The following is an 11,539-nucleotide window of genomic DNA, read 5'->3' as shown; positions in this document are numbered from 1 at the left end:
CGCCAGCCTCGGGGGTGCCGGGCGCGGGCGTGCCGGGCGCCGCGCAGCCGGCCAGCAGCAGCGCTATCGCGGCAACGGCCAGCAGCGCGGCCGGCGCCKCGTCGAAGCGGGAAGCGATCAGACGCAAAGCTGCTCCAGCACGGCCAGGCGCCGGCGCGATTCGGTGACGAAGGGGTTGCCGCGGTCCCATGCGTAACCGGCCAGGATGGCCGAGATCATGCGGCGGATTTCCGGCGTGGCGTCAGGATGGAAAATCAGCTTCTGGAAGCGTCCTTCGTACCACGCCTCGACAAAGGTGCGGAAGCAATCCACGCCTTCCTTGAGCGGCTGCCCGTACTCCGCCTGCCAGTCCACGGTCTCGCCGGCGAACTGCCGCGCCAGGCAGGCCGTGGCGAGGCTGGCCGACTTGAAGGCGATGGTCACGCCCGAGGAGAACACCGGGTCGAGAAACTCGCCGGCATTGCCGAGCAGCGCATAGCCCTTGCCCCACAGCGACTTCACATTGGCCGAATAGCCGGCGATCTGCCGGGCCGGCGTATCCCACCTGGCATTGGCCAGCAGCCTGGCCAGGCCCGGCTCTTCGCCGACCAGCGCCTTGAGGCGCTCGGTCTCGGTGCCGGTGTACTGGTCGAGGAAGCGCTTCTCCGCCACCACCCCCTGCGAGCAGCGCCCATCGGAAAACGGGATGGTCCAGTACCAGACATCCACGTGCTCGGGATGCACGCTCACGCGGATCTTGTTGCGGTCGAAGGTGCCGGGCGGAATGCGGTCTTCCACGTGGGTGAAGATGGCGCTGCGCACAGGGAAGTTGGACGGCGACTCCAGGTCCAGCAGGCGCGGCAGCACGCGGCCGAAGCCGGAGGCATCCAGCAGGAAGCGCGCCTGCACGCGGTAGACGCTGCCCTCGGCGTCGCGGACGGTGACGCTGGGCTGCTCGCCCTCCACGTCGACGGCGGTAACCTGGTGCGAGAAGCGGACTTCGGCGCCCTGCTTCTGCGCCTCGCCGATCAGCACGTGGTCGAAGCGCGCGCGCTGGACCTGGTAGGTGGTGCCCCAGCCGGCGGAGAACTTGTCGCGGAAATCGAAATCGGTATAGCGGTCGCCGCGCGCGAAGGCGGCGCCGTTCTTGTACTGGAAGCCGGCTTCGACCACGGCCTGCAGCATGCCCGCTTCCTCGATGTACGCCATGCTCTGCGGCAGCAGGCTCTCCCCGATCGAGAAGCGCGGGAAGGTTTCCTTCTCCAGCACCAGCACGCCGATGCCGCGCTTGCGCAAGAGCCCTGCCGCCACGGAGCCTGCCGGACCCGCGCCGATGATAAGGACGTCCACCTGTTCGGTATTCATTTCGTAACCCTGTTCCTGTCGTTCGATCTGTCGATCTTGTTGGTCTTGTTTGTTGTTATCGGCTCTGGTGCCGCATTGCTTCAGCCCCCTGCGCCTGCGGCCGGAACCACGGCGACAGCAGCCACACCGCGCCGACCCCCGACAGCATGGTCATGCCGAAGGCGTGCAGCGCGGGCGTGGACGACAGTGCGAGCAGGCCGAACGCCAGCAGCGTGCTGGCCGCGCCCAGCACGATCGCCGTCCACGACTCGCCGTCGCCGGGATGCTCGAGCAGGAAGATGCCGTAGTCCACCCCCACGCCGAGCAGCAGCGCCAGCGCCAGCACCGAGAACAATTGCAGCGGCACCTGCAGCCAGCCCAGCAGGGCCACGCTGAACAGCGCCGCCAACAGGGTCGGCACCAGCGCGCGCCAGGCGCCGCGGCCATAGCGCCACATCAGCAGCAGCGCCACGCCGGCCGCGCCGGCGGCCAGCAGCCAGGTCATCAGCACGCGGTAGTGCCTGAGCAGCGAGGACAGGTCCGCCACGCGGTCGACCCATTCCACGCCCGGCACCTTGGCCGCCGCCGCTTCGATCAGCGCGATGGTGGCGGGCTTGTCCAGCCCGCGCAGCAGCATGACGCTGGCATAGCCGTCGCCCTCGCGGTCCAGCCACAGGTGGCGCAGCGTGTCCGAGACCGGACTGGCCAGCCACGCCGGCAAGGTCAGCACCTGGCCGGCCGCCGCCGCGTTGGGCGCACCCACCGCGCCCCCGACCGCGCGCGCCACGCGCTCGCGCACGGCGCTTTCCAGGCCGCCGCTCAGGGCCGCGTCGGCACGCTGGCGCGCTGCCSACGGCACCCAGTCGGAGATCGCCACGAAGCCGGCAAGGTCGCCATGCGCGACCACGCCCGCCAGGGCTTGCTTGACCGCCTCMTCGCGCGCCAGCACTTCGTCGGGCGTGCCGCCGCGCACCAGCAGGAACTGCGCCGGGCTGGGCGTGCCCAGCAGGCGCCCGGCGCTACGCTGGGCCTCGATCAGCGCCGGCGGCGAGCTTTGCAACTGCCGCACGTCGTCCGCCACATGGACCTGCCACAAACCCGGCACCACGAACAAGGCCAGCAGGCCGAGCAGCAGCAAGGATGCGCGGTCCGCGCCCACGCGCGGCCAGCGCGCCAGGCTGGCGGTCAGCCAGGCCGACAGGCGCGTCTCGCGCAGCTGGCCGCGGTCGAGCAGGGGAAACCAGAACACCACGGTCAGKAAGGCCGCCACCAGGCCCACGGCCGAGAACAGCGCCATCTGCCGCAGCCCGGGGAACGGCGCGATGCCGAGCGCCAGGTAGGCCACCGCACTGGTCGACAGCGCCAGCGCCATGCCCGGCAGCAGCCGGCGCATCACCTGCGGCGGCGTGGCCCCGGGACTGGCCTGGCGCGAGACGAAATAGTGGATGCCGTAGTCTTCCGCCACGCCCACCAGGCTGGCGCCGAACACCAGGGTGATCAGGTGCACGCGGTCGAACACCAGCGCCGTGGCCGAGACCGCCGCCGCGGTGCCGACCAGCAACGACAGGCCCACCAGGATGATCGGGCGCAGCGAGCGGAAGGCCAGCCACACCAGCAGCAACACCGCCGCCAGCGAGCCCCAGCCGATCACGTTCATTTCCAGGCTGGCCTGCGCGGCGGCGGCCTCGGCGTGCAGCGGAATTCCCGCCGCCACCACCTGCACGCCGCCGCCCTGCTCCGCGGCGCGCGTGKCGAGCTTGAGCAGGTCGGAGTAGTCGGTATCGCCGCTTACCGAGAACGCCGGCTTGCTGATGCGGTAGGTCAGCAGCACCCACTCCTTGCCCTCGGCGCTGAGCGCGGCCAGGCCATCGCGCTCGTGCACGCGCGTCATGGCCGCGCGCGACAGCCACCAGTCCTGCCACAGGCCGAGCGGGTCGGCTGCCCAGTCKGTCAGGCGCGGGCCGGTGGATAGCTGGTAGAGGCGGGTCAGCGCCTGCCGGGCCAGGGTATCCGCGTCGGCCTGGCCCAGCATGGCGCGCTGGCTGTCGGTCAGCAGGCGGTCGCGGTACGGCCGGTAGAAGGCCAGCGCCGCGTCCAGGTCGAAGCTGGCGATGCGGTCCACCGGCTGCAGCAGCCCCGCCTGCGGCCGGGTTGCCGCGCTGAAGCGCTGCGCCGCGGCGCGCGCGCGCGTCCAGTCCGGGGCGCCGACCAGCACCACGATCTCGCGCGATACACCGTCGGCCAGGCGGCGCAGCACGCGGTCGGCGGTGGCGGTACGCTGGCTGGTCGGCAGCAAGGCCATCACATCGGTATCGAGCCGCGAGGCGCGCCAGAACTGCAACTGGTGCGCCGCCAGGGCGATCACCAGCAACAGCCACGCCACGGCCAGCACCCGCTCCAGGGTACTGAGGCCGTGCAAGGACTTGCCGGTGGCCAGGCCCGCGTTACTCAAAGCGCTGCTCCTCGTCGGCGGCCAGGCGCGTGGCCGCGCTCGGGTCGATCAGCTTCACGTGCGTGCTGTCGCCGCCGGCTTCTTCCAGGCGCACATCGCGCACGAAGCGGTCGCCGGCCAGCTCGATACGCGCGAACACGCGGTGCATGGCGGCATCCTTCGGCGTCAGCGTCAGGGTCCATCCGCTMTTGCCGACCAGCTTGCCGGCCACCTCGAAACGCGCCGACAAKGCACGCAGGTCGCCGCGCAGCACMGCGATCACCGACTCGCCCACTACCCGCATGGCGGGCTGGGCATCGGCCTGCATCTGCTGCTGCACGCGCCCGTCGGCACCGCRCATCACCAGCCGCTCAGGTGTCACCAGCAGGCTCGAGGCGAACGGCTCGCGCGTGCTCCACACCACGCCGCGCTCGCGCGCCAGCACGAAGTCGCCGCGCGAAACCAGCGGATTGGCAAAGCCGGACAGGCGGCGCGTCTGCTCGAAACGGCCGTGGATCACCGGCGCATCGGACAAGCGCCCCGCCACCGAGGCCAGCAGGTCGGGCGCCGCCGCGCCGGCCAGGCGCGGGACGGCCAGCACGGCGCCGCACAGGGCCAGCAAGACGCCGCGGCGCTTCATTGCCCGTCCTCCGCGCGCGCCACGCCTTCGCCGGCCGCCACGCCGAGCCGCTCCCACAACACCGGCGGGCACACGTAGCACATCTCGCCATTGCGCATGTCCACCGCCACCTGGATGGTGTAGCCCTTGGTCAGGCGCCGRCCGGTGGCCGCGTCGCGCACCAGGTATTCGATCTTCAGGCGGTTCTCCCACTCGACGATGGCCGCGCGGATGACGAAGGGCTGGCCGTAGGTCAGCGGGCCGACATACTTCACCCGCATGTCCACCACCGGCCAGGCATAGCCCGAGTCGCGCATGGCCGGATAGTCGTAGTGATAGCGTTCGAGCAGCGCGCAGCGCGCCTGCTCGAAATAGCGCACGTAGTTGCCGTGCCACACCACATTCATCGGGTCGAGGTCGTGGAAGGCGGGACTGAGCGTGATCTCGTGGCTGAAGTCTTGAGACATAGGAGTTGCCGTGTGCGGTGTGCGGGGAGCCGGCCGTCAGTCGCCGCGCGGCGCCGGCGCGCCGTGCGGTGTGGCATGTGGCGCGCCGGCGCGCGCGGCTTCGGGCACGCCGCCGCCCTGCCCCCAGAAATCGTAGAAGTTGAACCAGTCGTAGGGCGACTCCGCCAGCAGTTGCGACAGCCATTGCGCGTAGTCCGTGGCATGCCCCGTGAGGATGGCGTCGCGGCGCGCGCGCGGCAGGCGCACCTCGCGCGCCAGCTCGGTGAAGCGCAGCAGGTGGCCATTGCCCGAGCGCACGCAGCCCATGGCGAACAAGGGGCATTCCAGCAGCGCGGCCAGCACGTAGGGGCCGACCGGGAAGCGCGCCGGCGCGCCGAAGAACGGCACCGTCACCGTGCGCCCGCCGTGCACCGGGACGCGGTCGCCGGCGATCGCCACGAACTCGCCCGCGCGGACCTTCTCGGCCAGCATCAGCGCGGTGGCCGGCGAGATGTCGTCGACCTGGAACAGTTGCAGGCCGGAGCGCGGATCCAGGCGCGAGAGAATGCGGTTGAACTGGGCGGCGTGCGCGGTATGCACCAGCACCGTCAGGCGCAGGCCCTGGCGCCGGTTGGCCAGCACGCGGCACAGCTCCAGGCAGCCCATGTGCGCGGTCACGATGATGCCACCCTGGCCGCTGGCAATCTGCTGCTGCATCACTTGTTCGCCCTCGCGTCGCACGTTGCCGTAGCGATAGCCGCCGCCGATGGCGAGCAGCTTGTCGAGCAGCGTGTCGGCGAACGAAAAGAGATGGCGCAAGGTATGGCGCAGGCCCGGCGCGGCGCCCGCGGGCACGGCCGTGCCGGTGGCGGCCTGGACGCGCCGCAGGTAGTCGAGCGACGAATGGCGCGCCAGCGGCCTGGCCAGCCAGTAGTAGGTGACCACGGGATACAGCACGGCGCGGAACAGCGTGCGGCCGCACAGCCGGTAGAGCCAGTACAGGCACCACACGCCCCACACGCAGGTGGATTCGCGGATCTGGCTCCAGTGCCGCGCCATGCGGCCCGGCTGGCTGGCTTGCCGCTGGTCGTGTCGCTGGTCGTGTCGCTGCGCGTTCATGCCGGTCGCACCTTGCGCCACAGCAGCAKCGGCAGCCGCCTGAGCATGCCGAAGAACAGCCGGGTATGCATGGCYGAGATCAGCACGTTGTCACGCCAGACCTGGAAATGCGAGACGCCATCCGACGGATAGGTGACCCGCGTGGGCACGTTGACGATGGGCACGTTGCGCCAGGCCAGGTGGACCAGCACTTCGGTATCGAACTCCATGCGCCGCCCCAGCCGCACGTCATGCACCAGCGCAAGCACCGGGCCGAGCGGATAGACCCGCAGGCCGCACATCGAATCGCGGATGGCGAGCGACAGCGTGTTGATCCAGACCCAGACATGGGTCAGGTAGCGCGCCAGCAGCCGCACGCGCGGCACCGACTCGTCGTAGACCGGATAGCCGCACACCATGGCATCCGGGCGCGCCTGCGCCAGCGCCACGAACTGCGGGATGCACGCGGCGTCGTGCTGGCCGTCGGCATCGATCTGCAGGGCGTGGGTAAAGCCCATGCGCGCGGCCTCTTCGAAGCCGGCCATGATGGCGCCGCCCTTGCCCTGGTTCTTCGGCAGGCGGATCAGGTGCACGCGCTGCGCGTGCGCGGCGGCGATCTCGCGCAGCACGCGCTCGCATGCCGGGCTGCTGCCGTCGTCCACCAGCAGGCAGGGCAGCGGATGCCGCAGGATGGCCTGCACCATGGCGCCGATGGCGTGTTCGTGGTCATAGACCGGCACCAGCACCACCGGCTTAAACATGCGCGTCTCCGAAAACGATGCGACCGCTGGCATGCGGCCCCTGTGCCGAACTGAGGCGGAACGCTAGCGCGTTGCGCTCGGGCTGCCATGTCAGCGCCAGTTGCACGGTCGTGCCCGGCATGATCACGGCCTGGAACTTGAGCGTCTCCAGCCGGCGGAACTGCGCGCGCGGCGGCACCGGCAGGCGCGCCGGCGCCAGCGCCATGACCCAGTCGACCTGCGCCACGCCGGGCACGATCGGACTGCCGGGGAAATGGCCGTCGAACACGGCCAGGTCTTCGCTGATGTCCAGTTCGGCGCTGGCCGACATGGCATCCCCGCCCGCCTGCCAGCGCACCGCCGGCAACACGCGGCGGAACATATCGCGCAGCATGGCTTCGGTGGTCTTGCCCTGGGCATTGCACGGCAAGGCATCGGCGAAACTCCAGCGGCGCGGCAGCGCCAGCGCGTCCACMGCGCTCGCCAGGACGGCGCGCAGCGCGGCCAGCAAGGCTGCCCTGCCCTGGCCGGCCAGCAGGGCGGCGCCGCCATCGCTCGGCACCACCGCGGCACCGAGGCGCATGCCGATATCCAGTTCGAGCAGCACCACGCGCGCTTCGCGCACCAGCGGCGATTGCTGCAGGACTTGCTCGACCTGCGTCAGCGAGATGCGCTTTTCCTCGATCTTGACGATGCGGTCGGCGCGGCCCGCCAGCGCAAAGCCGCCGTCGCCGGCGGGCTGCACCTGGTCGGCGCACAGGTACCAGCCGTCGTCCGGCAGATGGGCCGAGCGGACCGCGAGGAAGCCGTCCTGCAAACGCCACTGCACGCCCGGCAGCGGGGTCCAGCGCTCGTCATGGCGCGCGCGCTGGCGCCAGGCGATGCCGCCGGTCTCCGAGCTGCCGAAGACTTCGACCGGGGCCAGGCCGAAATGGCGCAGCGCGTCGGCCGCGGCCTCCGGCGGCAACGGCCCGCCGGACGAGAACACGGCATGCAGCGAGGCGCGCGCCGGCGCCCAGTCGAGTGCCGGCGGCATGCGCCGCAGGTGCGCGGGGCTGGTCACCAGCACCGCAGGCGTGCCATCGCAGGCGCGCACGATTTCCTCGTGGAAGGCGAGCCGGTCGGCGGGCATGGGCCGCGCCGCGGCAAGCGGCCACAGCACGCAGAACAGCAGGCCATAGATATGCTGGTGCGAGACCGTGGCCAGCACCCGTGCCTGCGCCGGCACGCCGGCGCCGAACGCGGCCTGCAGCGCCTGCACCTCCGCCTCCAGCTGCGACAGTTGCTTGACGATGGCCCCGGGCGCGCCGGTGGAGCCGGAGGTAAACAGGGTTACCTGTGTCGAGCGCGGGTCCAGCGGCGGCCAGCCGGGAGCAGCCGCGCCATGCGCATCCCGCGCCTGCGGCCGCACCCCGCCTGGCAGGTCGCCGGCGCGCGCATCGGCGCGCCCGGCCAGCGCAGCCAGCGTCTCGGCACGCGTATCGCCAGGCAGCACCACGTGCTTGCCGGCGTGCCATGCGCCGAACAAGGCGGCGGCGAACTCGGCAGTGGATTCGAGATAGAGCGCCACCGTGGTGCCCGGCACCGCCGCGAAGGCCTGCCGCCAGGCCGTCGCGCGCCGCACGAAGGCCGGCGCATCCAGGTTGCCGGCCGTGCCGTGCGCCACCGCATGCGTGCGCGCCGCCAGTGCGGCCATCGCGCCGCTTACGCCGAGCCACTCAGCCATGCCTGCCTCCGGCCATCACGCGCTGGCGCACCAGCCATTCGCCGGCAAACATGGCACCCATCAGGCCATAGGCGATGCCGCCGTTGTAGAGTGCCCAGACCCGGTCGCTGGCCAGCACCGCGGTCAGCGCGGCCACCGTGCCGTTGGCGATGAAGAACACGCACCAGGCCTGCGTTACGCGGCGCGTGTAGGCCACGCCCGCGGGCGGCAAATCCGGCTCGCGCAGCCGCGCCAGCCGCTCGACCAGGCTGGGCGGGTGGCGCAGGCTCCAGCCGAACACGGCCAGCATGGCGCCATTGACCAGCACCGGGTAGAGCTTGAGCGRCATGGCGTGGTTGGAAGCCGCCACCACTGCCGCCAGCGCGGCGGCCAGCACCGCCAGCAGGCGCCAGCCGGCCTGGCGGCTGGTCAGCACGCGCAGCAGCGCCAGCGCCACCAGCGCCAGCGCCATCACGCGCGGCGACCAGTGCTGCAGGCCGAAGTAGATCGTCACCGGATAGCACAGCGTGAGCACGCCGAGCAGCAGTTTGCGCAGGCGCATGCGGATCAGGCCGTGGCGGGCGAATCGACCAGCAGGGCCAGTGCCTGCACCACGTCCTGCACGGTGCGCACCGCCTTGAACTGCTCGGGCTTGATCGGCTTGTTGAGCATGGGCTTGAGCTTGACCAGCAGATCGACCGCGTCGATGCTGTCGATGTCCAGGTCTTCGTACAGGCGCGCTTCCGGGCGGATGCGCCCGCGCTCGATCTCGAAGGTTTCCTCGAGCACGGTGGCCACCCGCGCAAAGATTTCGTMATGAGTCATGATGGGCTCCCTTGGTAGTCGGTGGTGCTTGCCGCGCTGGCCGCGGCTGGCGGTATGGTGATCCGCAGGCTCAGGCCGAAGCCTGGCCGGCGCGCTGCGAGGCCACGAAGGCGGCCAGTGCGGTGACGCTGGCGAAACGCGCGCGCATCTCGTCCTTGTCCCMGTTCATGGTCACGCCATAGCGCTTTTGCAGCGCCAGGCCGAGCTCGAGCGCGTCGATMGAATCCAGGCCCAGGCCTTCGATGAACAGCGGCGCGCCGTCGTCGATATCGGCCGGGCCGATGTCTTCGAGSGACAGCGAYGARATGATCAGTTCCTTGATTTCKTGYTCAAGCGCCTKCACGGCGGAYCTCCCTGGARAAAAACTCGGATAGYGATTGGGTCAGATGCCTGACGGCCAGCGCGTMGTCCAGTCCGGACGGCACCCACTGGGCGACGCTGACGTCTTCTCGCACGTCGATGATGTAACGGGGCCTGCGCGCCGGCACGCGATACCACTTTTCACCCTTGGTCAGGGTGGGCGGCTCGCAGCGGATCACCACCGGCGTGAGCGCGAAGCCGCCGCGCACGGCGATATTGGCCGCGCCGCGCTGCAGCCGCAGCGGACCTTGCAATGCGGTGCGCGTGCCCTCGGGAAAGATGACGAGGTTGTTGCCCGCGTTCAGCGAGGCAATGCAGTCGTCCACCATGCCGGCACCGGAATCGTTGCAGACGTAGCCGGTGGCGCGCACCGGCCCGCGCGTAAACGGGTTGCGGGCCAGCCCCGCCTTGACCACGCAGTCGGCCTGGCGCGTCAGCGCGATCAGGAACACCACGTCKATCAGCGAGGGATGGTTGKCCACGATCAGCAGGCCGCTGCGTTGCAGCCGCTCGGGGTGCCGCACCTCGTAGCGGATCACGCCGACGGTGCGCATGAGCAGCAGGAACAGCCGGAAGGCATGGTGGATGATGTTCTTGCACACCCGCTGGCGGCGTGCCGAGGACCACAGCAGCACCGTCATCAGCGGGAATACCGCCACGCGCAGCAGCAAGCCGCCCACGCCGAAGCTGGAGAAGCACAGTCCCGTGGCGCACACGCGCCAGGCACGGTCCAGGCGCTCAACCATGGCGCTGCCACCTCCATGCGCCGCGCTCGCCGCGGTGGCGCAGTTCGGCATCGCCCGCCAGCATGAAGCGCAAGACGTCCAGCCCATGGGGCAGCAAGGCGCCTGGCGTGGCCGGGGCGTCGGCGGCGCTGGTCGCCTCGAGGCTGAACCGGACCTCGCCGGGCTGCGGCCTGGACACGCGCCAGGCCCAGCCGAACAGGCACTCGGGTTCGTCGGCAAAGACCGCGTAGGCGGTGGGCAGCGGCGCCTCGTAGTGCACCAGCAGGACTTCGGCGGCGCCATCGGCCAGCAGGCCGCAGGCTTCCGCCACCGCCGCTTCGACGGTGTCGCGGCCGGCGGCCAGCGCTTGCAGGTTAGCGGGATCGCCGCGGTCGATCGAATACAGTGCCCCGATGGCGTTATGCACGGACAGGCCGAACGCCGTGGGCGACAGGGCCTCGCCGTCGGCGAGGTCGCCGAGCATCTGCAGCGGGCGCAGCGTATCGCCATGGCGCGACGCGAAGATGACGGGAATGCCCTCCACGCCCGGCTGGCAGGCGTAGGCGGGATGGAGAGCGGCCCGGCCTAGCGCGCTGGCGCGCCGGCGCAACATCGGGGCCATGGCGCTCAATGCGGGCAGTTCGTCACCGGCCGGCAGCCAGGGCGCACGGCTCCAGTCAAGCCAGGCTTGCTGCGTGTCTAGTTGTGCTGCACATGCCGCCCATGCGCGAATACCGAATTCCATTGCCATGCCGTTCGCGTTGGGTGGAAGAAATGGCAGCGGCGCTGCCGGCCCGCCGGCGAGCGCTGCGCGCCCAGGTGGCGGGCAGCGCTCTCGCGAGACCTCGCGAAGCGCGCCGGCCAGGCATCGAACAACACTCTGATGACGCAACGTTATCAGGAGATATCAACCGCTCACCGCCTGTTTGCCTCTGTTGACTGCTAATTGCCGCCTGTTTTTCCAGGGCGCCGCCCACATGCCATGGGCCGCAACCTGCATTTCCGAAATAACGGCAAAAAGCGCGCAAAACTAACCTCGGGGCGTGATCAGGACCGCGGAAACCCCTGGTGTGGCGCAAGAAATATATTCAGCAAATAGGACGAATCTGACCTGCGCATTTTGTCAGGGCCGAATTCTCGCACAAAGGGACATCGGAAGGCGATGCGAGATCGTTAAGAAGGTTCGCAAATGTAACGACCGGGGCGCGGCTGCGCGATGGMACCGCTGGGGGCCGCGCCGGGGGCCGTGCTGGGGGCCGTGCTGGGG

12 protein-coding genes are annotated in these 11,539 nt (G+C 70.4%); all 12 read right to left on the bottom strand.

The features are described 5' to 3' along the window. Positions 1 to 117 precede the first annotated feature (117 nt). On the bottom strand, positions 118 to 1,344 hold the full coding sequence (locus AC1DKV_RS39080) for an NAD(P)/FAD-dependent oxidoreductase (protein WP_441621340.1): 1,227 nt from the start codon (positions 1,342 to 1,344) through the stop codon (positions 118 to 120). Positions 1,345 to 1,399: 55 nt separating this feature from the next. Beyond that, positions 1,400 to 3,775, bottom strand: a complete 2,376-nt coding sequence (locus AC1DKV_RS39075; protein ID WP_477139587.1) for an MMPL family transporter — start codon at positions 3,773 to 3,775, stop codon at positions 1,400 to 1,402. Further along, a complete protein-coding gene (locus AC1DKV_RS39070) occupies positions 3,768 to 4,394 on the bottom strand; it encodes a LolA family protein (RefSeq protein WP_477139586.1) in 627 nt (208 codons plus the stop codon). The genes AC1DKV_RS39075 and AC1DKV_RS39070 overlap by 8 nt, the downstream gene beginning before the upstream one ends. Next, the gene (locus AC1DKV_RS39065) at positions 4,391 to 4,840 is read right to left on the bottom strand and encodes an acyl-CoA thioesterase (protein WP_441621346.1); all 450 of its coding nucleotides are present in this window, start codon (positions 4,838 to 4,840) and stop codon (positions 4,391 to 4,393) included. Before AC1DKV_RS39065 ends, AC1DKV_RS39070 begins: the two co-directional genes overlap by 4 nt. A 36-nt stretch (positions 4,841 to 4,876) precedes the next feature. Then, the gene (locus tag AC1DKV_RS39060) at positions 4,877 to 5,938 is read right to left on the bottom strand and encodes an LpxL/LpxP family acyltransferase (RefSeq protein ID WP_441621348.1); all 1,062 of its coding nucleotides are present in this window, start codon (positions 5,936 to 5,938) and stop codon (positions 4,877 to 4,879) included. Next, a complete protein-coding gene (locus tag AC1DKV_RS39055; RefSeq protein ID WP_477139585.1) occupies positions 5,935 to 6,678 on the bottom strand; it encodes a glycosyltransferase family 2 protein in 744 nt (247 codons plus the stop codon). Before AC1DKV_RS39055 ends, AC1DKV_RS39060 begins: the two co-directional genes overlap by 4 nt. Beyond that, positions 6,671 to 8,383, bottom strand: coding sequence for an ApeI family dehydratase (locus AC1DKV_RS39050; RefSeq protein ID WP_441621352.1), 1,713 nt, complete (start codon positions 8,381 to 8,383; stop codon positions 6,671 to 6,673). The genes AC1DKV_RS39055 and AC1DKV_RS39050 overlap by 8 nt, the downstream gene beginning before the upstream one ends. Then, a complete protein-coding gene (locus AC1DKV_RS39045; protein ID WP_477139584.1) occupies positions 8,376 to 8,924 on the bottom strand; it encodes a COG4648 family protein in 549 nt (182 codons plus the stop codon). Before AC1DKV_RS39045 ends, AC1DKV_RS39050 begins: the two co-directional genes overlap by 8 nt. Before the next feature lie 5 nt (positions 8,925 to 8,929). Next, positions 8,930 to 9,187, bottom strand: a complete 258-nt coding sequence (locus tag AC1DKV_RS39040; protein WP_477139583.1) for an acyl carrier protein — start codon at positions 9,185 to 9,187, stop codon at positions 8,930 to 8,932. A gap of 70 nt (positions 9,188 to 9,257) precedes the next feature. Then, a complete protein-coding gene (locus AC1DKV_RS39035) occupies positions 9,258 to 9,530 on the bottom strand; it encodes a phosphopantetheine-binding protein (protein ID WP_477139582.1) in 273 nt (90 codons plus the stop codon). Continuing rightward, entirely contained in the window at positions 9,517 to 10,293 is a 777-nt protein-coding gene (locus AC1DKV_RS39030; protein ID WP_477139581.1) for a lysophospholipid acyltransferase family protein, read from the bottom strand. The genes AC1DKV_RS39035 and AC1DKV_RS39030 overlap by 14 nt, the downstream gene beginning before the upstream one ends. After that, positions 10,286 to 11,023, bottom strand: a complete 738-nt coding sequence (locus AC1DKV_RS39025; protein ID WP_441621361.1) for a beta-ketoacyl synthase chain length factor — start codon at positions 11,021 to 11,023, stop codon at positions 10,286 to 10,288. The genes AC1DKV_RS39030 and AC1DKV_RS39025 overlap by 8 nt, the downstream gene beginning before the upstream one ends. Between the last annotated feature and the right edge of the window lie 516 nt (positions 11,024 to 11,539).

It is taken from the genome of Cupriavidus sp. 05T41 (assembly GCF_056396525.1).
This window is presented reverse-complemented; position numbering and strand designations above follow the sequence as displayed.

What these genes read in the sequence shown, in the direction of transcription:
- AC1DKV_RS39080 (WP_441621340.1), bottom strand. Translation starts at nt 1,344, where the DNA reads ATGAATACCGAACAGGTGGACGTCCTTATCATCGGCGCGGGTCCGGCA.
- AC1DKV_RS39060 (WP_441621348.1), bottom strand. Translation starts at nt 5,938, where the DNA reads ATGAACGCGCAGCGACACGACCAGCGACACGACCAGCGGCAAGCCAGC.
- AC1DKV_RS39025 (WP_441621361.1), bottom strand. Translation starts at nt 11,023, where the DNA reads ATGGCAATGGAATTCGGTATTCGCGCATGGGCGGCATGTGCAGCACAA.